General features: G+C 69.1%; 22 protein-coding genes and 1 pseudogene. 14 read left to right on the forward strand and 9 right to left on the reverse strand.

Translation table 11 applies throughout. From position 1 onward, the window contains the following. Positions 1 to 16: 16 nt before the first annotated feature. The 8 genes from V8J39_RS16910 to V8J39_RS16945 all read right to left on the reverse strand — a co-directional run bounded on the left by V8J39_RS16910 (position 17) and on the right by V8J39_RS16945 (position 7155). Entirely contained in the window at positions 17 to 991 is a 975-nt protein-coding gene (locus V8J39_RS16910; protein WP_336462122.1) for a LysR family transcriptional regulator, read from the reverse strand. After that, positions 992 to 1657 (reverse strand): aspartate/glutamate racemase family protein, encoded by a 666-nt coding sequence (locus V8J39_RS16915; RefSeq protein ID WP_336462123.1) that lies wholly within the window; start codon positions 1655 to 1657, stop codon positions 992 to 994. Further along, a complete protein-coding gene (hydA, locus tag V8J39_RS16920; protein ID WP_336462125.1) occupies positions 1657 to 3111 on the reverse strand; it encodes a dihydropyrimidinase in 1455 nt (484 codons plus the stop codon). The genes V8J39_RS16915 and hydA overlap by 1 nt, the downstream gene beginning before the upstream one ends. Before the next feature lie 32 nt (positions 3112 to 3143). Next, positions 3144 to 4070 carry an N-carbamoyl-D-amino-acid hydrolase gene (locus V8J39_RS16925; protein WP_336462126.1) on the reverse strand — a complete coding sequence of 309 codons (927 nt, stop codon included), beginning with the start codon at positions 4068 to 4070 and terminating at the stop codon, positions 3144 to 3146. 25 nt (positions 4071 to 4095) lie between these two features. Then, entirely contained in the window at positions 4096 to 4764 is a 669-nt protein-coding gene (locus V8J39_RS16930) for an amino acid ABC transporter permease (protein ID WP_336462127.1), read from the reverse strand. Positions 4765 to 4773: 9 nt separating this feature from the next. Then, a complete protein-coding gene (locus V8J39_RS16935) occupies positions 4774 to 5442 on the reverse strand; it encodes an amino acid ABC transporter permease (RefSeq protein WP_336462128.1) in 669 nt (222 codons plus the stop codon). Continuing rightward, a complete protein-coding gene (locus tag V8J39_RS16940; RefSeq protein ID WP_336462163.1) occupies positions 5442 to 6179 on the reverse strand; it encodes an amino acid ABC transporter ATP-binding protein in 738 nt (245 codons plus the stop codon). The genes V8J39_RS16935 and V8J39_RS16940 overlap by 1 nt, the downstream gene beginning before the upstream one ends. A 94-nt stretch (positions 6180 to 6273) precedes the next feature. Further along, positions 6274 to 7155: a transporter substrate-binding domain-containing protein gene (locus V8J39_RS16945; RefSeq protein WP_336462129.1), complete on the reverse strand. Its 882-nt coding sequence runs from the start codon at positions 7153 to 7155 to the stop codon at positions 6274 to 6276. A 534-nt stretch (positions 7156 to 7689) separates the two neighbouring features. Here V8J39_RS16945 and V8J39_RS16950 point away from each other — a divergent pair. The 14 genes from V8J39_RS16950 to V8J39_RS17015 all read left to right on the forward strand — a co-directional run bounded on the left by V8J39_RS16950 (position 7690) and on the right by V8J39_RS17015 (position 22148). Further along, positions 7690 to 8514 carry an ABC transporter substrate-binding protein gene (locus V8J39_RS16950; protein WP_336462130.1) on the forward strand — a complete coding sequence of 275 codons (825 nt, stop codon included), beginning with the start codon at positions 7690 to 7692 and terminating at the stop codon, positions 8512 to 8514. Next, complete coding sequence (locus tag V8J39_RS16955; RefSeq protein ID WP_336462131.1) at positions 8511 to 9365, forward strand: amino acid ABC transporter permease; 855 nt, start codon at positions 8511 to 8513, stop codon at positions 9363 to 9365. The genes V8J39_RS16950 and V8J39_RS16955 overlap by 4 nt, the downstream gene beginning before the upstream one ends. Beyond that, entirely contained in the window at positions 9365 to 10129 is a 765-nt protein-coding gene (locus V8J39_RS16960) for an amino acid ABC transporter ATP-binding protein (protein WP_336462132.1), read from the forward strand. The genes V8J39_RS16955 and V8J39_RS16960 overlap by 1 nt, the downstream gene beginning before the upstream one ends. A 30-nt stretch (positions 10130 to 10159) precedes the next feature. Beyond that, on the forward strand, positions 10160 to 11041 hold the full coding sequence (locus tag V8J39_RS16965; protein ID WP_336462133.1) for a polysaccharide deacetylase family protein: 882 nt from the start codon (positions 10160 to 10162) through the stop codon (positions 11039 to 11041). A 25-nt stretch (positions 11042 to 11066) separates the two neighbouring features. Further along, on the forward strand, positions 11067 to 12440 hold the full coding sequence (locus V8J39_RS16970) for an amidohydrolase family protein (protein ID WP_336462134.1): 1374 nt from the start codon (positions 11067 to 11069) through the stop codon (positions 12438 to 12440). Between the two features lie 36 nt (positions 12441 to 12476). Then, complete coding sequence (locus V8J39_RS16975; protein ID WP_336462135.1) at positions 12477 to 13376, forward strand: LysR family transcriptional regulator; 900 nt, start codon at positions 12477 to 12479, stop codon at positions 13374 to 13376. A 143-nt stretch (positions 13377 to 13519) separates the two neighbouring features. Then, positions 13520 to 14590: an ABC transporter ATP-binding protein gene (locus V8J39_RS16980; RefSeq protein ID WP_336462136.1), complete on the forward strand. Its 1071-nt coding sequence runs from the start codon at positions 13520 to 13522 to the stop codon at positions 14588 to 14590. A 72-nt stretch (positions 14591 to 14662) separates the two neighbouring features. Then, complete coding sequence (locus V8J39_RS16985) at positions 14663 to 15784, forward strand: extracellular solute-binding protein (RefSeq protein WP_336462137.1); 1122 nt, start codon at positions 14663 to 14665, stop codon at positions 15782 to 15784. A 59-nt stretch (positions 15785 to 15843) separates the two neighbouring features. Further along, a complete protein-coding gene (locus tag V8J39_RS16990; RefSeq protein ID WP_336462138.1) occupies positions 15844 to 16686 on the forward strand; it encodes an ABC transporter permease in 843 nt (280 codons plus the stop codon). After that, a complete protein-coding gene (locus tag V8J39_RS16995) occupies positions 16686 to 17459 on the forward strand; it encodes an ABC transporter permease (protein ID WP_336462139.1) in 774 nt (257 codons plus the stop codon). The genes V8J39_RS16990 and V8J39_RS16995 overlap by 1 nt, the downstream gene beginning before the upstream one ends. Positions 17460 to 17475: 16 nt before the next feature. Further along, positions 17476 to 18237 (forward strand): DUF1028 domain-containing protein, encoded by a 762-nt coding sequence (locus V8J39_RS17000; RefSeq protein ID WP_336462140.1) that lies wholly within the window; start codon positions 17476 to 17478, stop codon positions 18235 to 18237. 596 nt (positions 18238 to 18833) lie between these two features. Then, positions 18834 to 19640, forward strand: a complete 807-nt coding sequence (locus V8J39_RS17005; RefSeq protein ID WP_336462141.1) for an NADPH-dependent oxidoreductase — start codon at positions 18834 to 18836, stop codon at positions 19638 to 19640. Positions 19641 to 19696: 56 nt separating this feature from the next. Then, positions 19697 to 21007, forward strand: coding sequence for a hydantoinase/carbamoylase family amidase (locus tag V8J39_RS17010; protein WP_336462142.1), 1311 nt, complete (start codon positions 19697 to 19699; stop codon positions 21005 to 21007). 130 nt (positions 21008 to 21137) lie between these two features. Then, positions 21138 to 22148, forward strand: a complete 1011-nt coding sequence (locus V8J39_RS17015; protein ID WP_336462164.1) for an IS30 family transposase — start codon at positions 21138 to 21140, stop codon at positions 22146 to 22148. Between the two features lie 145 nt (positions 22149 to 22293). Here the strand turns inward: V8J39_RS17015 and V8J39_RS17020 are convergent. After that, positions 22294 to 23643, reverse strand: a pseudogene (locus tag V8J39_RS17020) (ISNCY family transposase); the annotation flags it as partial. Positions 23644 to 23680 lie beyond the last annotated feature (37 nt).

The raw sequence follows: 23680 nt of genomic DNA on the forward strand, positions 1-23680 counted from the left end.
GCGCCCGCGCCGCCGGTCACGCGCTGTCCGGTGGCAGCCCCAGTTCGGTCACGCTGTCCATCGCGGTGCGCAGCGCGGCCATGAAGCTTGCCAGCAGCTGCGACTGCGGGATGCCGCGGCGGGTGAACATCATGCAGCGCACGGTGCAGTCCTGCGTCAGCGGCCGCACCACCAGCCCCGCACGCCCGTGCAGCCCGGCCGCGCCCGGCGCCTGGCCCAGGTAGGGATGCGCCGACCAGGGATCGACGATGGCGATCCCCATCCCGCTTGCGACCATCGCTGCCGCCGTCTGGCAATACCGCGCCTCGAGCTGCGGATGATAGGTCACGCGCGCGGCCTCGAACACGCCCGCGACCAGCCGGCCCAGGTAGCTTTCCTGGTCGATGCCGATGAAGGTCTCGCCGGTCAGGTCGCCGGGCTCGATCGCGGCCCGCTCTGCCAGCCGGTGGTCGCCGGGCATCAGCACGACCATCCGCCCCGTGCGCAGCTCCTCGGTGGTGACGCTGGGGATCCGCCCCGGCGCCAGCCCCACGCCGATGTCCGCCTGCCCCGTCTGCACCGCGTGCAGCACGTTCTCGAGCCGGCGCACGTCATAGCTGACCGTCACGTCGGGCCGTCCCGCCAGAAAGTCGCGCAGCGCCACCCGCGCGATCGAATAGCCCGGCGGCGGCGTGGCGATCACCCGCAGCCGTCCCGACCGCCCCGACCGCAGGTCGCGCGCCCGCATCGCGACCGACCGCACGATTCCGAACAGGGGCCGGATCTCTTCGTAAAGCGTGCGCGCCTCGGCGGTCGGTTCGAGGTGACGGCTGGTGCGCTCGAACAGCGTCAGCCCCAGCTGGGTCTCCAGCTGCCGCAACCCCGCCGAGACCGCGGGCTGCGAGATCCCAAGGCTTTCGGCCGCGGCGACGGTGGTGCGATGGGTCATCATCGCCGCGAAGATCTCGAGCAGTCGCAGCGAGGCCTGGGGCAGGCGGTCGCCCTCGCTCATCTAGCGGCCCTGCACGACCGCAAGCGCCATCGCCGCCGCCGCGCAGACCGGGTCGACCACCGCGAGCCCGGTGTCCGCCGCCAGCCGCGCCCGGATCGGCGCCATGCCCGCGCAGCCCAGCACGATCGCGCCCGCGCCGCGCCGCCCCAGCTCGGCCGCCGCCTCGCGCACCAGCGCATAGACCGCCTCGTCGCGGCCCGAGGCCTCGGCCGAGACGCCGGGCAGCGCCAGCTCGTCGGCAAGGCGCGACCCGACGCCCATCTGCGCGATCTTGCGCAGGTGGCGCGGGATCGAGCGTTCCGACAGCGCGATGATCCCGAAGCGGTCCGCCAGCGCCAGCGCCGACAGGATCCCCGCCTCCTGGCAGCCGATCGCGGGCGGGGCGCCCGGCTCGGCGCGCAAAAGGTCGAGGCCGGGGTCCGAGAAGCAGGCGGTGATCACCGCGTCGGGCCGCGGTCGCGCGCGCAGGTGTTCGAGCACCCCGATGCCGCCGCGCGCGACATCCTCCTGGGTCGAGATCGTCGCCGGCCCCTCGGGCAGGCCGACGCAGGTGAAGGTGACACCGGGCGGCGTCATCGGCGCCACCGCCGCCGCGATCCCCTGGGTCACCGCGACCGAGGAGTTCGGGTTGATGATCAGGATCTCGGCTGGCGTCGTGGCGGGCATCAGCGCAGCTCCGTTCCGAAGTTCTGGCCCGGGTCGAATTCCTTGACCGGGGCGCCCGGGCGCGCGCGGTCGTCGACCGGGGCGCGGCCGAAGAACCGGCCCTGTCCCTCGGTCGCCTTCAGCACGCCGTTCTCGACGATCACCGCGCCGCGGGTCATCACGATCTCGGGGCGGCCGGTCAGCTCGGCCCCCTCGAGCGGGGTGTAGTCCATGTTGTCATGCTGGTCGGCGACGGTGACGGTATAGCGCGTGTCGGGGTTCCAGATCGCGATGTCGGCATCCATGCCGGGCGCGATCCGGCCCTTGGTGGTGCAGCCGAACACCCGGGCGGCATTGGTCGAGCCCAGCCCCACGAATTGCTCGAGCGTGATGCGGCCCTTCAGCACCCCTTCCGAGAACAGCCACGGCAGCCGCAGCTGGATCCCCGGCATCCCGTTCGAGATCTTCGGATAGGGCGCCTCGGCACCGTTGAGGAACTTGCCCGTCGCATCGGCGCGGTAGGGCGCGTGGTCCGAATTCACGCCGACAAAGGTGCCCATGCGGATGTGGTGCCACAGCGCCTCCTGCGTGCCGGCGTCGCGCAGGGGGGGCGAACAGATGTATTTCGCACCCTCCATGCCCGGCCGGTCGAGGTCGTCGCGGGTCAGCGACAGGTATTGTGGGCAGGTCTCGGCATAAAGCTTCGCGCCGTTGAACTGTTCGCGCCGCACGATCTCGGCCCCGCCGGCGGTCGAGACGTGAACGATGAACAGGCTCGCGTCCGCGAGCTTGGCCAGCTGAACCGCGCGGTTGATCGCCTCTTCCTCGGCCAGCTCGGGGCGCGAGATCGCGTGATAGCGCGGCGCGGTCAGGCCGCGATCCGCGAGCCGCGCGTTCATCCACTTCACCATGTCGTTGTTCTCGGCATGGACCATGGTGATCGCGCCGTGGTCGCGCGCGACCGTAAGGATGTCGAGCATCCCGCGGTCGCCGATGTTCATCAGGTCGTAGGTCATGAAGACCTTGAACGAGGTGATGCCGCGGGCGAAGGCGCGCGGCAGCTCGTCGTGCAGGACCTTCTCGGTCGGGTCCGAGATGATCAGGTGATAGCTGTAGTCGATGACCGAGCGCGCGCCGCGCGCGTCGTAGGTGGCGATGACGTCGTCGACCGACTGGCCGCGCTGCTGGGCGGCGAAGGGGATGAAGGACGAATTGCCGCCGAAGGCCGCCGAGATCGAACCCGAGAGGTAGTCGTCGGCGGTCATCACGCCGCTGGAGCTTTCCTGCGCGATATGGGCATGGGTCTCGATCCCGCCGGGCATGACGATGCGCCCGCCCGCGTCGATGCGGCGCGCACCGCCGGGGATCGTCTCGGCCACGGCGGCGATGCGGCCGTCCTTGATGCCGATGCAGCCCTTCGCCGTGCCTTCGGTCGTGGCGATCTCGCCGTCGTGGATGACGATGTCGAAGTCCATCGGGGACCTCCCTTGCTGTGTGTCTGGCCGCCTCACTCGGGCTGGCTGGCGCCGGTCTGGGCGGTGATGCGCCCGTAATGCTCGATCCGGCGGTGGGCTGCAAAGTCGAACACTGTCGAGGCGCCGAAGGCGCAGCGGTCGAAATCGGCCTCGGCCACGATCAGCTCGTCGCCTTCGCCCGTCGCCCGGGCCACCACGTAGCCGTCCGGGTCGACGATCACCGAACCGCCGATCATGTGGTTGCCGTCCTCGGTGCCGCATTTCGCCACCGCGATCGCCCAGGTCGAGTTCTGGTAGGCACCCGCGCACATCGACAGCTCGTGGTGGTAGATCCGCCGCGCGGGCCCCTCGTCCTTCGACAGGTTGTTCTGCGAGGGCGTGTTGTAGCCGATCGCGACCAGCTGCACCGACTGCAGCCCCAGCACCCGCCAGGTCTCGGGCCAGCGACGGTCGTTGCAGATCGCAAGGCCCATGTTCACCCCCTGCATCTTCGTCACGTTGAAGCCGGTGTCGCCGGGCAGGAAGTAGCGCTTTTCCAGGTGCTGGTGGCTGCGCTCGGGCTCGTATTCGGCATGACCCGGCAGGTGGGTCTTGCGGTAGGTCAGCCGGATCTCGCCCTCGGGCGAGACGAGGATCGCGGTGTTGTAGTGCAGCCCCTCGGGCGTCAGCTCGCAATAGCCGAAGGTGAAGCCCATGCCATGGGCCTTCGCCCGCGCGAACAGCGGGGCCGTCGCGGCATTTGGCATCTCGGTCTCGAACCAGTGGTCGAACTCGGCCCGGTCCTCGACGTAGAAGCGCGGGAAGAAGGTGGTCAGCGTCATCTCGGGATAGGCGATGAACTGGACGCCCTGCGCATGCGCCTCGTCCATCAGCGCGAGCATGCGCGCGACGACGGCCTCGCGGCTTTCGTCCTTCTGGATGCCGCCGATCTGGGCGGCGGCGATCTTCAGCTTGGTCATGGGGTCAGCTTCCGGGAATGAGGGGTCAGTGGATCGCCAGCCCGCGCTGGAAGCGCGAGATGACACGGACCAGCGGCCACAGCACCACGAGGTACATCGCGGCCGCGAGGATCAGGGGCGAGGAATTGTAGGTCACCGCCCGGGCCATGTTGGCCGAATAGAGCAGCTCTCCCAGCGACACGACCGACGCGAGCGAGGTCAGCTTGACCACCTCGACCACGTTCGACATCAGGTCGGGCAGCACGTTGCGGATCGCCTGCGGCAGGATCACCGAGGCCATCGCCTGGCCGCGCGACAGGCCGGTGGCGCGCGCAGCCTCCATCTGGCCGCGGGGGATCGAGTTGATGCCGGCGCGGAAGATCTCGGCGAAATAGGCCGAGTTGTTCAGCAGAAACGCCACCGCGACCGCGCCGAAGGGCGACAGCCGCAGCCCGGCAAAGGGCAGGCCGGAATAGACGAAGACCAGCAGCACCAGCGGCGGCAGCGCGCGGAAGAGGTCGATGAAGCCAAGCGCCGGCCAGCGCAAGGCCCGGGTGCGCGCGCCGGTGGCCAGCGCCAGCGCGAGCCCCCCCGCCAGCCCGAGGCCGATCACGACGGCGCAAAGCTTCAGCGTCATCGCCGCGCCCTTCAGCAGCAGCGGCAGCGCCTGACGCATGATGTCGAGGTTGAAGAAGGCGTCGAGGAAAGCGTCCATGTCCGGGCCTCAGGGCTGGTAGGCGAAGCGCCGCTCGATCCGCCGCGAGGCGATCATCGCGGGCACCAGGATCACGAGATAGGCGAGCGCGGCCATGGTCAGCGGCGTGGCCGACCCCGAGGTCGACTGTGCCGAGCCGGCGACCGAGACGACCTCTTTCACGCCGATGACCGACCCGAGCGCGGTGGTCTTCGAGATCGTCAGCGCGCGGTTGACCAGCGACGGGATGCCCATCCGCAGCGCCTGCGGGAAGATGATGTGCGCCAGCACCGCCGGGCGGCCAAGCCCGGTGGCCGCGCCCGCCTCCCACTGGCCGCGGGGCAGGGCGGTGATGCCGGCCCAGAAGATCTCCTCGGCGAAGGCGGCAAGCACCAGCGACAGCACGATCCACAGCACCGCAAGCGCCGGCAAAGTCAGCCCCAGCGAGGGCAGGCCGAAGTACAGGATCAGGATCAGCACCAGCGGCGGCAGCGCGCGCAAGAGGTCGGCGAACAGGATCACCGGCCAGGCCAGCACCCGCAGCCCCGTGGTGCGCAGCGCCGCCAGCGCCGCCCCCAGCACGAGGCCGGTCGCGGTGATCACCACCGACAGCCACACCGTCACCCACAGCGCGCCGAGGATCGCGGGCAGGTACTGCGCGATCACGTCGGGGTTGAAGAAGATCGTGCCGAAGCCCATCAGGCGGCCTCGCCCTGCACGCGCGACAGGAAGGCGCGCAGCCGCTCGGACTTCGGCGCGCCGAAGATCTCGTCGGGTGTGCCCTGCTCGACGATGACGCCCCCGTCCATGAACACCACCCGGTCCGCGGCGGCGCGGGCAAAGGCCATCTCGTGGCTGACGACCAGCATGGTCATGCCGCGCTCGCGCAACTCGCGCATCGCCTGCAGCACCGAGCCCACCAGCTCTGGGTCGAGCGCCGAGGTCGGCTCGTCGAACAGCATCACCCTGGGGTCGAGCGCAAGCGCCCGCGCGATCGCCACCCGCTGCTGCTGCCCGCCCGAAAGCGAACCGGGCATCGCCTCGGCCTTGTGCGCCAGGCCCACGCGCTCCAGCTCCTGCAGCGCGCGCCGGGCGGCCTCGGCCCGGGGCCGCTTCAGCGCCTTCATCTGCGCCAGCATCACGTTGCGCTGCACGCTCATGTGCGGGTAGAGGTTGAAGCCCTGGAACACCATCCCGACCTTCAGCCGCATCTGGTCCAGCATGCGCTGGGGAATGCCCAGCATCGGCTGGCCCTCGACCAGGATCGCGCCGCCGGTCGGTTCCTCCAGCCGGTTGCAGCAGCGCAGCATCGTCGACTTGCCCGACCCCGAGGGGCCGATGACGAACACCAGCTCGCCCTTGGTCACCTTCAGGTCGATGGCGCGCAGCACCGTGTTGTCGCCGAAACGCTTTTCCAGCGCGACGATCTCGAGCATGGGCGGAGGGGATGCGGTCATGTCGGGGTCCGGATCTGCGGGGGACGTGAATCGCGGGCGGCCGGCGCCCGCGATCGATCGGTTGGCGGGCGGCTCAGCCGAAGGTGCAGCCGACCTCGTGCGCGGCGTCCTGATACCCCTCGAACTCCGGCACGCCGTAGCCCTTCGTCGGGGTCACGATGGTCTCGCCGGCCTTGGGCGTGATCTTGAACCACTTCTCGGACAGGGCGGCCATGGTGCCGTCGGACTTCAGGCACTCCAGCACCTTGTCCATCAGGTTGCGCGTGGCGTAGTCGTCGCGCCGGAACGCGAGCGACCAGGTCAGGCCGGTCGGCACGTCGAAGGCATAGTCCAGCGCCGGGTTCTGCTGCCCGGCCCAGGCGGCGACGGTCATCCCCGCAAGGCTCGCGTCGGCGCGGCCGCTGGTGACGGCCTCGAAGGCGTCGGCCTGGGTGCCGAAGACCAGCACGGTCAGGTCCATCTCGGCGGCGTGGTCGTTCAGCCAGGTCTCGTAGACCGAGCCCTTGTTGGCGCTGATCGTCTTGCCCTTCAGGTCGTCGAGGCTGGTGAGGCCGGCACCGGCCTTGGTGGCGACGCCGAAGTTCGAATCCATGAAGCCCTCGGTGAACAGCATGGTCTTCGCGCGCTCTGCCGTCACCGTGGTCGGCGCGCCCATGTAGTCGAGCGTTCCCGCCGCCATCGCCGGCACCAGCCCCGAGAACTGCATCGCGCTGATCTTGATCGGCACGCCCAGCTTCTCGGACATCGCGGCGGCGAGGTCGATGTTGAAGCCCTGCACGCTGCCGTCGAGCTTGGGGAAGGCATGCGGCGCGAAGGTGCCGTCGACGCCGGCGACATAGCCCTCGGCCTTGATCGGCGCGACCTCTGCCGCGGGCTCCTCGGCGCGCAGGGGCGCGGCAAGGGCCAGCGCGGCACCGGCGATCAGGGCGAGGGAGGCGAAGTTCGTGGTTTTCATCTGGCTCTCCTGTTGGGCGGTGCCGGGGGAGGACAGCCGCAGCGCCAACCGGCGCCGGTTTTGCGGCTAGGCGCCACATAAACCAGCATTATCAGTCGAATATTTATATAATCAGGTATAATAGTATAAGCGCCTCGCAGTCGAACGGCCATTGCTCACATCCGGCAAGCGATTGTTAATAAATGAAAATGCCGATCTCGTTCAGGGCGGGACTGCCTGGCGCGGGCCACGGTGCGGCTGCACCTCGTCGACGGCCCGCCACCTCGTTTGCAGGCAGGTCGCGCAAGAAATGGGCCGATTGAAAACCCGCGGCCGGGCACGGGCGAGTCGCACCACCGATCCGGGCGGCGGCAGGGCAGGGCGGCGCATTCGAATAACATGGCATTATTCGATGGCCATGTTTTTTTATTTCACTCTGAAGTTGGGCCATGGTGCTTTTCCCCTGCCGAACGGACAGCACGCGGCGGCCCGCCGCAACATCGCGCCGCAAGATCCGCCGGGACAAAGAAAAACAGCGATAGACAGGGTTTTTTCATGCTCAACAAGGCTCTTCTCGCCGCCGGCGCGACGGTGCTGATCGGTGCCGCCGCGCAGGCCGCCGATCTTCCGGCGCAGATCACGGATCGCGGCCATCTCAACCTGACGGTGAACGGCACCTATGCGCCGATGGAATACACCGACCCGGCCACCGGCAAGCTCACCGGCCTCGACATCGACCTTGCCAAGGCCATCGCCGCGAAGCTGGGCCTCGAGATCGAGTTCAGCGACACCGCCTTCGCCCAGCTGATCCCCTCGCTCGAGACCGGGCGGACCGACTTCATCATCAGCGGCCTGTCCGACCGCGCCTCGCGCCGCGAGACGATGGACTTCATCGACTACCTGCGCACCGGTGCGCAGTTCCTCGTCGGCGACGGCAGCGAGATCACCTCGGTCGAGCAGCTCTGCGGCAAGAAGGTCGGCACCACGCGCAGCACCTCGTTCCCCGAAGAGATCCAGAAATGGAGCGCGGCGAACTGCGAGGCCAAGGGCGCCCCGGCGGTGGTATATGTCCCGGCCGAGAACAGCATCGACGCCCGCACCCAGCTGAAGCAGGGCCGCATCGACGCCGCGGTGCAGGGCAGCGAGACCATCCCTTACGCGATGCAGAACGAACCCGACACCTTCCGCGCCGTCGGCGAGCCCTTCACCCTCGGCTATCAGGGCATCGCCTTCCGCAAGGCCGATACCGAGCTGCGCGCGAAGATCCAGGAAACGCTGCAGGCGCTGCTCGACGACGGGACCTATCTGAAGATCCTGACCAGCTACGGCCTGCAGGCCAACGCGGTCGAAGAGCTCAAGATCAACGCGGCCCCGCAATGACTGCACGCGGCGGCGTCACGCCGGGCTTCCCCGATCTCGGCGGCCTTGCCGTGGCCCGTCGCCCCTTCTGGGGGCGGTGGATCGCCGCGGCGGCGGTCCTGACGGCACTGGGGCTGATCCTGAAGGCCTTCGCCGAGGGCCAGATCGAATGGAGCTATGTGGCGCGGTTCCTGACCGCGCCGACGATCCTGTCGGGCATCGTCAACACCGTCGTCATGGCGGTGCTGGCGATGGCGCTTGGCACGGTGCTGGGGATCGTGGTCGCGCTGATGCGGCTGTCGCAGAACCCGGTGCTGGTCGCCTGCGCGGCGGGCTACACCTGGCTGTTCCGCGGCACGCCGCTGATCCTGCAGCTGCTGTTGTGGTTCAACATCGCGCTGATCTTCCCCACGATCGGCCTTCCCGGCATCTGGTCGGCCCCCGCGGTCGAGGTGATGACGCCCTTCGTCTCGGCGCTGCTGGGGCTGGGCCTGAACCAGGGCGCCTACACGTCCGAGGTGATCCGCGCCGGCATCATCTCGGTCGACGAGGGCCAGCACGACGCCGCGCGCGCGATCGGCATGGGCCGGCTGACCGCGCTGCGCCGCGTGGTGCTGCCGCAGGCGATGAAGGTCGTGCTGCCGCCGCTGGGGAACGAGTTCATCTCGATGATCAAGACCACCTCGCTCGCCAGCGTGATCCAGTTCCCCGAGGTGCTGCACAGCGCCCAGAACATCTACTACGCCAATTCGCGGGTGATCGAGCTGCTGATCGTCGCCGGCTTCTGGTACCTGGCCGTGGTTTCGGTGCTGACCCCGGTGCAGATGCTGCTCGAGCGGCACTTTTCCCGCGGCTCCGGGAGGACGCGCTGATGAACACCCCGATGGTCGCCTTCCGCGGCGTCCACAAGTCCTTCGGCAGCTTCGAGGCGCTGCGCGGCGTCTCGCTCGACGTGATGCCGGGCGAGGTGATGTGCCTGATCGGCGCCTCGGGCTCGGGCAAGACGACGCTGCTGCGCTCGGTCAACCAGCTGCACCCGATCGACGCCGGCGGCATCTGGCTCGACGGCGAACTTCTGGGCCTGCGCGAGGAGGGCGGTCGCCTGCACCGGCTGTCCGAGGCGGAGATCGCCCGCCAGCGCTCGGGCACCGGCATGGTGTTCCAGCGCTTCAACCTGTTCCCGCACATGACCGCGCTCGGGAATGTCGTCGAGGGGCCGCTGCGGGTCCAGCGCCGGCCGAAGGCCGAGGTGCGGGACGAGGCGATGGCGCTTCTCGAACGGGTCGGGCTGGGCGACAAGGCGGGCAGCTATCCCGTCGCGCTGTCCGGCGGCCAGCAGCAGCGTGTCGCCATCGCCCGCGCGCTGGCGATGCGCCCCAAGCTGATGCTGTTCGACGAGCCGACCTCGGCGCTGGATCCCGAGCTTGTGGGCGAGGTCCTCGCGGTGATGCGCGAGCTGGCCGCGAGCGGCATGACGATGATGGTCGTCACCCACGAGCTTGGCTTCGCGCGCGAGGTGGCCGACCGGGTCATCTACATGGACCGCGGCGCCATCGTCGAGGCCGGCACCCCCGCCGAGGTGCTGGGCACCCCGCAGGAGGAGCGCACGCGCGCCTTCCTCTCCAAGGTCCTGTGACGGGCCGCTTCCTGCTGAACGGATCAGAAGATGACGAAGATCGAAACCCTCGACGACCTGCCGCTCCGGCCCGCGAACATGGCCGACCCGGCGCCGGTCCTGCCCTGGCCGGGGGCCAGGGGCGCGGCGATGTTCCTGTCCTTCGACGTGGACGCGGAATCGGCCTGGACCGCCAAGGACCCGGCGCATTACGAAAAGCTCGTGACCATGAGCTTCGGCGGCTACGAGGCCCGTGTCGGCACCGGCAAGTGCCTCGAGCTGCTGGACCAGCTGGGCATGAAGGCCACCTTCTTCATCACCGGCTGGACGGTCGAGGCCCATCCCGCGATGTGCGAGGCGATCCTGCGCGCGGGCCACGAGATCGGCCACCACGGCTATCACCACCTGCTGCCCGATCCCGGCTCGCCGCGGCTGGTCGAAGAGGTCGATCGCGGGCTCGAGGTGCTGAAGGCGCGGCTCGGCGTGGTGCCGCAGGGCTACCGCGCGCCGTCGGGCGAATTCTGCGAAGAGCTGCGCGTGCTGTTGCGCGACCGCGGGCTGGTCTACACCTCGTCGTTCCGCGACGACGTGCGCCCCTATCGCCACCGGCTGGCCGACGGCAGCCGCGGCACGGTCGAACTGCCCGTGACGGCCAGCTACGACGACTGGATGCTTGGGCTGTCGGCGCGCTTCAGCCCGCGGCCGATCTTCCCGCGCGAGCATGTGCTGTCGATCTGGCGCGACGAGCTTGACGAGATCCGCGACTGGGGCGGGATGGTGACCACCGTGCTGCACCCGCAATGCTCGGGCCGCCCGATGCGGCTGCGGCTGCTGCGCGAATTCCTGACCTATGCCGCCGGATGCGACGACCTGTGGATCGCCACGGGCGCCGAGATCGCCGCGCATTTCACAGCCCACGAACCGGCCGCCTGAGCGCGACCCGGAAAGGATCATCCCCATGCAGACAACCGCGATCTTCGGCAGCCACGTCGTCGTCCCCGGCGAAGCCGGCCCCAGCCTCCTGCGGGACCGCTGGGTGCTGCTGGAGGGCGACCGCATCGCCGCGATCACCACCGGCCGGCCCGCGGCGGACATCGTGTCGGACCGGCCCGGGCGGATGATCCTTCCCGGCCTCATGAACCTGCACAACCACTGCTTCAGCGAGGCGGTGGCGCGCAGCCATTCCGAGGACGGCAACGGGCGCAAGAACAACCAGAGCATCGTCTACACGGTGCTGCTGCCGCTGACGAAGACGGGGCTTGAGATCCTGTCGCCCGACGAGCGGATGGCGGTGGCGCGGCTGGGGATCCTGCAGCTGCTGAAGGGGGGCGCGACGACGGTGATGGAGCCGTTCCGCGCCGGCCTGACCGAGATGTTCGACGCCGCCGCCGAGATGGGGCTGCGCTTTTATGGCGCGCCCTACCTGTTCTCGACCGCCGATGCGCAGGCCGGGGCCGACGGCGTCGTGCACTATGCGGGCGACGACGGCGCGGCGGCCCTCGCGGAATGGGACGGGCTGCACGCCCGCTGGGACGGACATGCCGACGGCCGGATCCGGCTGGCGATGAGCCCCCATGCCACCGACACCTGCGGCCCCGACCTGCTGCGCGCCTGCGCGGCCCGCGCGCGCGCGCTTGGCGTGCCGATCACCACCCACCTCGCCCAGAGCCAGCGCGAGGTCGACACGATCCGCGCCCGCTACGATGGCCGCACGCCCGCGGAATACCTCGACTGGCTGGGCCTACTCGGCCCCGATCTGCTGGCGGCGCATTGCATCGCCTGTTCCGACAGCGACCTTGCGCTGATGGCCGCGCGCGACGTGACGGTGCTGAACTGCCCGCGCGTCTTCGCCCGCGCCGGCACCACGGCCGCCTTCGGCCGGTTCGCGGGCCACGGCCTGCGCACGCTGGTCGGCACCGACGGCTACAACATGGACCTGCTGGGCGAGGTGAACGCGGCCAGCATGATCTCGAAGGTGGTGGCCGGCCGCGCCGATGTCGCGACCTCGCCCGCGCTGCTGGACGCGGTGACCGCCCGCGCGGCCGAGGCGATCGCGCGCCCCGATCTGGGGCGGATCGCGGTGGGGATGAAGGCCGACCTGACGGTGGTCGACATGGGCCATCCGCACCTGCAGCCGTTCCACGACCCGCTGCGCGCGCTGGTGGCGCTGGCCAACCGCGCGAATATCGACGAGGTCTATGTCGACGGCCACCGCCGGATCGCGGCCGGGCAGTTGACCGGCGGCGACGAGGCGGGGATTGTCGCCGCCGGCGCCGCGGCGATCCAGAAGATCTGGGACCTGCCAGAGGCGCGCGCGGCCTTCGCGGGCTGACCACCGGCCCCGGGGCCGAGATGCGGGAAGACACGGATGATCAGCGCTCGCCAGCTCGAAGTGCTTTGCGCGGTGATCGAGGTCGGCACGACCTCCGGCGCGGCCGAGGTGCTGTCGGTCAGCCAGCCGGCGGTCAGCAACATGATCCGCCACATGGAGGACCAGATCGGCCTGTCGCTGTTCGTGCGCGAACGCGGCCGGCTTGAACCCACGCCGGAGGCGCTGCACATCGCCCAGGAGGCGCAGCACCTGTTCATGCAGCAAAAGCGCGTGGACAAGATCATCATGGGCCTCAAAGGCGGCACGATCGGCCGGCTGAACATCGTGGCGACGCCCTCGATCGGCTACGGGATCCTGCCGCAGGTGCTGGCCGAATTCATGAAGCCGCGGCCGCGGCTGCAGCTGTCGGTCGAGCTGGGCAGCGTCGACGAGATCGTCGAGCGGCTGGTCAGCGGACGCTCGGACATCGGCCTGTCGATCACCCGCCCGCGCCACACCGGCCTGTCGACCCGGCCGATGGCCGAGGGGCAGATGGTCTGCGTCTGCCCCGCCGGGCACGAGCTGGCGCTGTCGCAGCAGGTGCGGGTCGTCGATCTCAACCATGTCCAGCACATCTCCTATGCCGCGCACACGCCTCTCGGGCAGATGGTCGATGCCGTCTTCGTCGAAGCCGGGATCGAGCGGCGCTTCTTCTGCGAGGTCCGCCACACCTCGACCGCGCTCGAGATGGCGGCCAGCGGGCTCGGGGTCGCGCTCGTCGACAGCTTCGCCGTGCTCGGCCGCCACCGGCCCGAGATCGCCATTCGCCCGACGCATCCGCGCCTGCCGGTGACAGTCCATGCCGTCACCTCGAACCTGTTCCCGACCGCCAACATCGCGATCCGCTTCCAGCAATTCTTCAGCGAATTCGTGCAGGGCGCGACGCCCCCGGCCTGAGCCGCACCCGGCAGCGCAGCGAATAACCCTGGATTATTCCACCGGCCGGATTCTTTATTTCCTGAATGGGATCGGGCGTGGTCAACCTAGGGAAAGACCCAGCGCCAGCAACCTGTGCGCGACAAGTCAGGGACCCCGAGCGCATGAGCGAACCGATCCTTTCGATCCGCAATTCCGTCAAGGCCTACGGTCCGGTGACGGCGCTCGACCAGGTCGATCTCGACGTGCGCGAGGGCGAATTCCTGACGCTGCTCGGCCCGTCCGGGTCGGGGAAGACCACGCTGCTGACCGCGATCGCCGGCTTCTCGCCGCTGACGCGCGGCACGATCCGCCTGCGCAGCCGCGACATCACCCACGAGCCGCCCGAACATCGCGGCTTCGGCATGGTGTTCCAGGGCTATGCGCTGTTCCCGACAATGACCGTGCGCCAGAACGTCGCCTTCCCGCTGAAGGTGCGCAAGCGCCCCGCCGCCGAGATCGCGGCGCGGGTCGAGGAATGCCTCGGGCTGGTGCAGATGCAGGCCTTCGCCGACCGGATGACGACGCAGCTGTCCGGCGGCCAGCAGCAGCGCGTGGCGCTGGCGCGCGCGCTGTCGTTCTCGCCGCAGATCCTGCTGCTGGACGAGCCGCTCTCGGCGCTGGACAAGAAGCTGCGCGCCGACCTGCAGTGGGAACTGAAGGCGCTGCACGAACGGCTGGGGGTGACCTTCATCTATGTCACCCACGACCAGGACGAAGCGCTGTCGATGTCCGACCGGATCGTGATCCTCAAGGACGGGCGCATCCAGCAGCAGGGCACCCCGGACGAGCTGTACAACCGCCCCCGCACCCGTTTCGTCGCCGACTTCCTGGGCAAGTCGAACTTCATCGAGGTCGAGCTTCTGGGCCGCGACGGGCCGTGCATCGCCTGCCGCGCGGGCGGGGCGGTGTTCACGGTCGCCGCCGGCGCCGACGCGCCGATCCGCGGGGCCGGCAGCGTCGCGCTGCGCCCCGAACGCATCCGCCTGGCCGCGCCCGGCGTCGAGGCGATGCAGGGCACGATCCGCCAGGTCAGCTATCTGGGCGAGCGCTGCCAGGTGATGGTCGCGCACCCGGTGCTGGGCCAGATGCTGATCTCGCAGCCGACCTGGCAATCCGCCGTCGAGCCGCACCCCGGCACCGAGGTCAGCTTTGGCTGGTCGCCCGAGGCGGGCGTCCTGCTGGCCGCCGGCTGACGGGCTTTTCCGACGAAACCGCCTGCAAGCGGGGGCGCAAGATCCCCGTCGCACCCCAACACGGAGACTGAGATGAGCGATACCGACTTCAAGCGCGACCTCGCCGAGATCGCCGCCGAGCGTTTCAAGCAGGGTCGGCTGACCCGCCGCGGCTTCGTCACCGCGATGACCGCGCTGGGCGTGCTGCCCGCGCTGAGCCGGGGCGCGATGGCGCAGGCAAGCGAGATCGTGGTCGCGAACTGGGGCGGCCAGGGGTCGGTCGTCGTCGACGAGGTGCTGGGCAAGACCTACACCGAGCTGACGGGGATCAAGGTCTCGGTCGACGGCGGCGGCCCCTCGCCGGGCAAGGTGCGCGCGATGGTCGAAAGCGGCGCCGTGGTCTGGGACCTGTGCGACAGCGGCGCGGGCTCGGCCATGGTGATGAACGAGGCCGGCGTCATCCAGCCGATCGACTATTCGATCGTCGACCGCACCAAGGTGCTGAAGGGCACCGACCTGCCGTTCGGCGTGGGCAACTACGTCTTCTCCTACGTGCTTTGCTACAATCCGCAGATGCTGGACGGCAACGTGCCGAAGACCTGGGAAGACGTCTGGAACGTCAAGGACTTCCCCGGCATGCGCACCTTCCGCAAGTCGGTCCGCGGCCAGCTTGAATGCGCCGCCCTCGCCATGGGCATCAAGCGCGAGGAGGTCTATGACTTCCTCGACGAGGACGGGATCAAGGCCGCGCTCGAGAAGTTCCGCTCGATCCGCGACGACATCATCGTCTGGGGCTCGGGCGCGGACAGCGAGAACCTGTTCCTGCAGGGCGAGGTGGCGATGGGCAACATCTATTCGACCCGCGCCTTCCTGCTGAAGGACAGCATGGAAGAGGGCACCTTCGCGACCACCTTCGAGGGCGGCGTGGTGCAGCCCGGGATCTGGGTGGTGCCGAAGGACAACCCCGCCGGCACCGAGGCCGTGATGAAGTTCATCGCGCATTGCCAGGACCCGCAGCTGCAGGTCGAATGGTTCAAGGCGATGGGCAACGCGCCGATCAACCCCGAGGCGGCGTCGATGGTCCCGGCCGAGCTGGCGGCCTACAACCCCTCGTCGCCCGAGAACCTTGCCGTGCAGGTGATCTACAACGACGAGTGGTACGCCAAGAACCAGGTGTCGGCGGAAGAAGCCTACATCAACGCGCTGATCAACTGATCGTCTGATCGCCGGGGCGGAGGGCCAGCCTTCCGCCCGTCTCGACCGGGGGAGTTCCCATGCCGCGCCTCACCGACCGGGTCCGCTACTGGATGCTGGTGCTGCCCGCCCTGGCGATCATGATCGTCTTCTACATCTTCCCGGTGCTGGGCATCTGGCAGATCGCGGTGACCGAGCCGGAGACCGGCCTTGGCAACTTCGTGCAGATGTCCGGCTCGCCGGCGATCCGCACCAGCTTCTGGCTGACCTTCAAGATCGCGGGCATCACCACGCTGGGTTGCCTGGTGCTGGGCTATGTCGTGGCCTATGCGATCAGCAACTTCGCCCGCCGACTTCAGCCGCTGATGCTGGCGCTGGTGCTGCTGCCGTTCTGGATCTCGGTCCTGGTGCGGTCGTTCGCGTGGATCGTGCTGCTGGGCCGGTCGGGCATCGTCAACGGCGCGCTGCGCGACGCGGGCCTGATCACGCGGCCCCTGCCGCTGATGCACAACGAGACCGGGGTCCTGATCGCGATGATCCACGTCATGCTGCCCTTCGCCGTGCTGCCGATGCTGACCAACATGCGCGGGATCCCGGCGACCTACACGCAGGCCGCCCGCGGCCTTGGCGCCGGCGAATGGTACGCTTTCCGCCATGTCTACTTTCCGCAGACGCTGCCGGGCGTGATGTCGGCGGCGCTGCTGGTCTTCGTGCTGTCGCTGGGCTTCTACGTCACGCCGGCGCTGCTGGGCGGCGGGCGGGTGATGATGATCTCGGAATACATCACCTACCAGATCCAGGAATTCCTGAACTGGGGCCTCGGCTCGGCGCTGTCGGTCGTGCTGCTGCTGGCCACGGCCGCGGTGATCGCGGTCGCCGCGCGCTTCGTCAACCTTCGCTCGACCTTCCTGGAGCGTCGCTGATGACCGCCTCTCCGTTCCGCATCCTGTTCTCGACCGGCGCCTGGGCGGTGCTTGCCTTCCTGGTGCTGCCGATCCTCGTGGTGATCCCGGTGTCCTTCACCGACACGAGCTTCATCGGCCTGCCGCGCGACCATTTCTCGCTGCGCCATTACGAAACCTTCTTCAGCTCGCCCGAGTGGCTTGCCTCGGCCTGGACCAGCATCTGGATCGGCGCGGTGGTGGCGCTGGCGGCGACCGCGCTTGGCACCGCCTTCGCGATCGGCTGCTGGTTCCTGTCGGACCGCGCGGCGCTGGTCGCGCGCTGGGTGCTGATCACGCCGATCCTCGTGCCGCCGGTCGTGCAGTCGCTGGGCTTCTACCGCTTCTGGGTGCAGCTCGACCTGATCGACACCTCGTTCGGCGTGATCCTGGCCCACACGCTGCTGGGTCTGCCCTACGTGACGATCTCGGTCTTCGCGGCGCTGGCCAATTTCGACCGCCGCATCCCGCAGGCGGCGCGCAGCCTCGGCGCCTCGGTCTGGCAGACGGTCTGGGCGGTGGTGCTGCCCGCGGCGCGGCCGGGCATGATCACCGGCGGCATCTTCGCCTTCATCGTCAGCTTCGACGAGATCGTGGGCGTGCTGTTCCTGACCATGCGCAACGTCGAGACGCTGCCGAAGAAGATCTGGGAAGGCATCCAGGAAAGCATCGACCCGGTGATCGCGGTCGTGGCCACCGTCCTCGTCGCGATCACGCTGCTGCTGACCGCCGCCTTCGCCCTGAAACGCTCCTGACCCCGCGGGAGGACCCATGACCTTCTCCATCATCGCGCGCTGCGACCGGACCGGCGCCTTCGGTGCCGCGATCACCACCTCGGACCTCGCCGTCGGCTCGCGCTGCGTGCGGCTGAGCCATGGCCGCGGCGCGTTCCTGTCGCAGCACCGCACCGACAGCCGGCTGGGCGACCTTGGCATCCGCCTGATCGAGGCGGGCCAGTCGGCCGCGGATGCGGTCAGCGACGTCGTCGCCTCGAGCGGAACGATCGACTGGCGCCAGCTCGGGGCGATCGACGCGCAGGGGCGGGTCGGCGTCTATCACGGGCGGCGGATGTATTCGATCTATACCCATGCCGCCGGGCGCAACTGCCTCGCGCTGGGCAACATCCTCGCGAATGCCGAGGTGACCGAGCACATGGCCGGGGCGTTCCAGGACGCACCCGACCTGCCGCTGGCCGAGCGGCTGATGCGCGCGCTCGAGGCCGGGCGCGACGCGGGCGGCGAGATCCTCGGACCGCTGCGCTCTGCCGCGCTGCGGGTGACGGGCGAGCACGGGATCGACACCTGCGACCTGCGGGTGGACATCGCGCGGGCCTGCGCCGTCGCCGACCTGCGCGCCCTGCACGAGGCCTGGGGCGAACGCGCCGGCGCGCTGCGGCGCGTCGCGCTCGAACCCGACAGCGTCCCGGTCCAGCGCGCGCTGTTCGAAGCCAGCATCGACCGGATCAACCTGCTCGGCCTGTCGCGCCGCTTCCCGACCGAGGAGCACCGCGACAGCTGGACCGTCATCGGCTGATCCGGGGAGCGCGGGCCATGCAGTTCGACACCGTCACCCCCCGCGGCACGATCGTCACCGCGACCGAACGCGCCGCGGGCGACGCGGGCCCCGTGTCCGGCCGGATCGCCGCCCAGCGGTCCGCGGCGCTGTCAGCGATCCCTGTCGCGACGACCTTCGGCGCGCCCCGGGGCAGTGGTCATCGACCCTGGCGCGCTGAGGGGGCGGGAAGGGAAGGGTCATTTCGGCGCCCGGATCGCGCCCCGGGACCGTGACCATGCGCGCCGCTCCTGTGACCGACCCCGATGCTTCGGCCCGGATCACCGACGGGATCCGCACGGCGCCGCGGCCCCTCGGCGCGGGGATCGCGGTCGCCTGCCACACCAAGGGCCCGGCCCGGATGCGGACCGACGGGGATGCCGCGGCGGTCGGACCCGTCCCGCCCCTCGCCGGCTCTCCGGTGACAGACCCGGGCGGCGCCGGGGCGACGGGCGGTCCGGGCTGACGCCGCGGGGCCGGGGTGCGGGATCGCATCTGGACAAGGCCCGATCGAGGGCATTCTGGTTCGGGCATCCGCCGTCGGTGACGGGAATGGCCCGGCGGGAGAGATGGGGAAGATGAAACAGCTGTTCGAAAGCCGGGCGACCGATACACCCGCGCCCGATGTCGCGATGAACGAGGTGCTGCGCGGGCTGCTGGGCCGCAGCTCGTGCCGCGCCTATGCCGACCGCCCGGTGCCGCCCGGGACCCTGCAGGCGCTGGCGCTGGCGGCGCAATCCGCGCCAAGCTCCTCCAACCTGCAATGCTGGAGCGTGGTCGCGGTGACCGATCCCGGGCCCAAGGCCGCGCTGAACGCGGTCAGCGGCCAGCAGCGCCATGTCGACGAGGCGCCGGTGCTCCTGTGCTTCCTTGCCGACTTGTCCCGCGTCGAAACCCTCGCCGACGATGCCGGCATGCCCACCGACAGCCTCGCCTATCTCGAGATGTTCCTGATGGCCGCGATCGATGCCTCGCTCGCGGCGCAGAACCTTGCGACGGCGGCCGAGGCGATGGGGCTTGGCACCTGCTGCATCGGCGGGATGCGCAACGACATCGACACGGTCGGCGCGCTGCTGGGCCTGCCGCGGCGGGTGGTGCCGGTCTTCGGCATGACGCTCGGCTATCCCGACCCGGCGCGACCGGCCGCGGTCAAGCCGCGGCTGCCGACCGCCGCGGTCCTGCACCTCGGGCGCTACCGGACCGATGACCTTGCCGACCAGATCCGCACCTACGACCAGCGGCTCGCGGGGTTCGACCGGGAGCAGGGGCGACCCGTCGCGCCCTGGACGCAGCGCAGCGCCGAGCGGATCTCGGACCCCGCGCGGATGCAGGGGCGCCAGGACCTGCTTGCCAGGCTCGCCGCGCGGAGGCTGGCCTGCCGATGACCCTCTCTCACCCGTCCGCAGTCCCCCTGTTCCAGTCCGATGCGAAAGTTGGATCCATGGCATCCAAAGCCCAAATCACGCCCGCCCAGATCCGTGACGCCATCCTGGCCCAGCGCGACTTCGCCACCGGCTTCTTCGCCGATCTGGCCGCCGACAGCACCGACCCCGCCGGCGGCATCACCCGCGACACCTATGGCCGCGGCGAGAACCATGGGCACGCGGTGATGCGCGCCGCGGCGCGCGACAGCGGGCTCGACGTCACGGTCGATGCCGCCGGCAACACCTATGCCAGATGGCGCGCGGCCGGACCGGGGCAGACGGTGCTTCTGGGCTCGCATCTCGACAGCGTGCCCTCTGGCGGCAATTTCGACGGCGCGGCCGGGGCGCTCGCGGGGCTCGTCTGCATCCGCGCGCTGCGCGCGCTGGGGCTGGTGCCGCGGCTCGACATCTGCGCGATGGGCATCCGCGCCGAAGAAAGCGTGTGGTTCCAGACCTCCTACATCGGCTCGCGCGCGGCCCTCGCGACGCTGCCGGCCGAAACCTACGACACCGCGCGGCGGATCGACACCGGGCGCACGCTGGGCGAGCACATGGCCGACTGCGGCTGCGACGTCGCGGCCCTGCGCGGCGGGGCGCGCGCCCTTGATCCCGCCACGCTCGCGGCCTTCATCGAGCTGCATATCGAACAGGCGCCGTCGCTGGTGAAGCTCGGCCGGGCGATGGCCTCCTGCACCGCGGTGCCGGGCAATTTCCGCTACCCCGACGTGCGCATCATCGGCGAGCAGGGCCATGTCGGCACGCCGCGCCGCTTCCGCCGCGACGCCGCGATGGCCGGGGCAGAACTGGCGGCGCGGATGGACCGCTTCTGGGCCGAGCACGAGGCGGCGGGCACGCCGATCGCGATCACCTTCGGCCGTTTCCATACCGACGACAGGATCCACGGCCTCACCTCGGTGCCGGGGCTGTTCCACTTCTCGATCGACCTGCGGGCCTATGACGAGGAGATCCTCGCGCAGGCCGAGGCCTTCTTTCTCGCGCAGTGCAGCCAGATCGAGGCCGAACGCCAGGTCCGCATCGAGCTTGGCCCGCGCAAGTCGGCGCCGGTCGGCCATGCAAGCCCGGAGATCCGCGCGCAGCTGCAGGCGGCAGCCGGCTGGCTGGGGCAGGAGCTGATGACGATGGGCTCGCCCGCCTCGCACGACGCCGCCGCCTTCGCCGCAGCCGGGGTCCCGATGGCGATGCTGTTCATCCGCAACGCCAACGGCAGCCACAATCCGGACGAGGCGATGGAGATCGACGACTTCCTCGAAGGCTGCACGCTGATCGCCGCCCACCTGGCGCGCCAGTACGCCTCCGTCGGCACCTGACGCCCCGGACCGCCGATGACGGCAAATACATAATGCGAGTTATCCGGGGCCGCGGGGTGACAAGGGTGGATTCAAGTTGGAACTGCGACTTTGTCGTAAGATCAATGTCTTGCACAAAGGAGGAGTTCGCATGCCAGCCCCTTACCTGCATATCGGCCTCGACGAGCGGCGCAAGATCGCGCGCTGGCGTGAGGCAAAGGTGCCTGCGACCGAGATCGCAGCGCGGCTTGGCCGTCACCGCTCGACGATCTTCCGCGAGCTGCGGCGCAACCATTTCCATGATGCCGAGTTGCGCCACATCTCCGGCTATTACGCTGCCAATGCGCAGGCGATGGCCGAGGCCCAGCGTGCCAATCAGCGCAAGCTGATCCGCGATCCCGCGCTGCGCACCGCGGTCGTGGACCGGTTGCATGCGGGCTGGACACCCGAACAGATCTCGGGGCGGCTGAAGGTGGAGCGCGCCACAACCAGCGTCAGCCATGAGACGATCTATCAATATGTCTATTCAAAGGATGGTCATTCGATCGATCTCTGGCGCCACCTCCCCGACCATCGCCGCAAGCGCCGCGGCCGCGGTCGGCGCAAGCCGCAACACGCGAGGTTTGCTGACGAAATCTCGATCCGGCACCGCCCGGCCGACGTGGCGGCTCGGACTGTCTTCGGATCATGGGAATGCGATCTGATCCAGTTCCGCAAAGAGTTCGGCGGCACCAACCTGACCTCGCTGGTCGAGCGCGTCAGCCGGTTCACCGTGCTGATGAAGAATGCCGATCGCCGCTCGCGCCCGGTGATGGACGGGCTGATCGGCAGCCTCTCGCCGCTGCCGGCCCATGCCCGCCGCTCGATCACCTTCGACCGGGGGCTGGAGTTCTTGGCCTGGCCCTATCTGCAGGCCGGCCTTGGCGTCGAGACCTGGTTCTGTGACCCGCAGGCGCCCTGGCAGAAAGGCACTGTCGAGAACACCAACGGCCGGGTCCGCCGCTGGCTGCCGCGCGAGGTCGATCCGAAGACGCTCACTACCCGGCAGGTCAACGCGATCTGTCAACAGCTGAACGCGACGCCGAGAAAGTGCCTCGGCTATCGAACACCCGCCGAGGTCTTCCGCGACAAACTCATGGAAGGTGACACCGCCCTGCCCTAACCTCGCCAGCGACCAAGTCGCCCTTCAGCGTGAAACCACAACGCAAAGCTGAAACGTCAGCGTAGCTGCAAAGCGAAACTGTCACCGGAGCGATGTCGGGAGCGGCTGGGCAGGCCGGAGATCTCCACCAATCGCAGGTCTGTCCAGCCGCGGCGGCAGGGGTTCCGGTGAGTTTGCGACGGCGCGTCGGTGTCCGGTCGAGGCTGGTGCGACCGGTCTTCTTGTATCCGTTCTTCGCGCTCGACGGCGGCACACGCACATCGCGGACGACCTTGTCCTGCTCGGTCTTGATATAGGTCAGCACCTCCGCGAGCCGCTTGTTCTCGGTGATCGCGGCATGGGTGACACGCTGCGGGTGCGGGTCGAAAAGGCGGAAGGGAAGGGCCGTGCCCTTGTGACGCACCTGCAGCCGTCCGTCCGCAAATTCGTAGAGATCGACATAGGTCCCGGCCGCGGCGCGGGCCAGGTCGTTGTCCTCGAGGAGAAGCTTCTTGCGATCGTAAGTGATCGTCAGGGTCTTCGCGAGCAGGCGCTGGTCGCGCAGGCACAGCACTTCGCGCAGCGCATCCGGGGCGAGGTTCAGCGGCCGATGAAGGTTTGTGCTCTGCACAGGCGCCTGGGCGAAGCGGGCGTTGTGACGCGCGATGAACCCGGGCAGGGACGCATTGGCCGCAGTCCTGTCCGAGATCCCGGCAAGCCTGAGCTCCTTCACCAGCCGATCCTGCAGCGTGCGGTTGGCGCGTTCGACCCGGCCCTTGGCCTGGCTGGAATTGGCGCAGAGGATCTCGATGTTCAGTTCGGCCAGTGCCCGCCCGAACTGGGTCATCCCATTGGAATGCATGTTGGGTTTGGAGACCCGGAACACCGTGTGCTTGTCTGAGTAGAAGGCCACAGGGCGGCCGTGAGCGGCCAGATAGCGCTCGAGCGACCCGAAATAGCTGAAGGTGCTTTCCGAGGGCACGAACTCGAGATGCATCAACCGGCTCGTCGCATCGTCGATGAAGACCAGAAGCGTGCAGGGAGCGGCGCGATCTTCGAACCACCGATGTTCGGAACCGTCGATCTGGATCAACTCGCCGATACAGGCCCGGCGCAGACGCGGCTGATGCAGGCTGTGACGATGCTTGCGCGAAACCCAAAGGCCCGCCGCGATCATCCATTTGCGCAAGGTCTCGCGCGAGACAGTCAGGCCATGATCCTCGGCCAGCTTCTCGGCCGCGAGCGTCGGCCCGAAATCCGCATAGCTGTCCTGGACGAGGGTCAGCGCATAGTCGCGCCGCGCGTCATGAATGCGATTGCTCGCCGCGCGGCCGCGGGACCGGTGACGAACAGCACAGGCGCCGAGCTGCCGATACCGCTGATGCAATCGGAACATCTGCCGACGACTGACCGCGAGAATGCCGGCGCCTGCATCCACGCTCAACCGTCCATGCTCGACCTCGACAAGGATCTCGATCCGCCGCAACTCGCGCTCGCTCATCACAATCCATCCCATGATCGCCCTCCCTCGATCCCAACCGGGAAAGGGAGAG

It is taken from the genome of Frigidibacter sp. MR17.24 (assembly GCF_037095655.1).
GTDB lineage: Bacteria > Pseudomonadota > Alphaproteobacteria > Rhodobacterales > Rhodobacteraceae > Frigidibacter.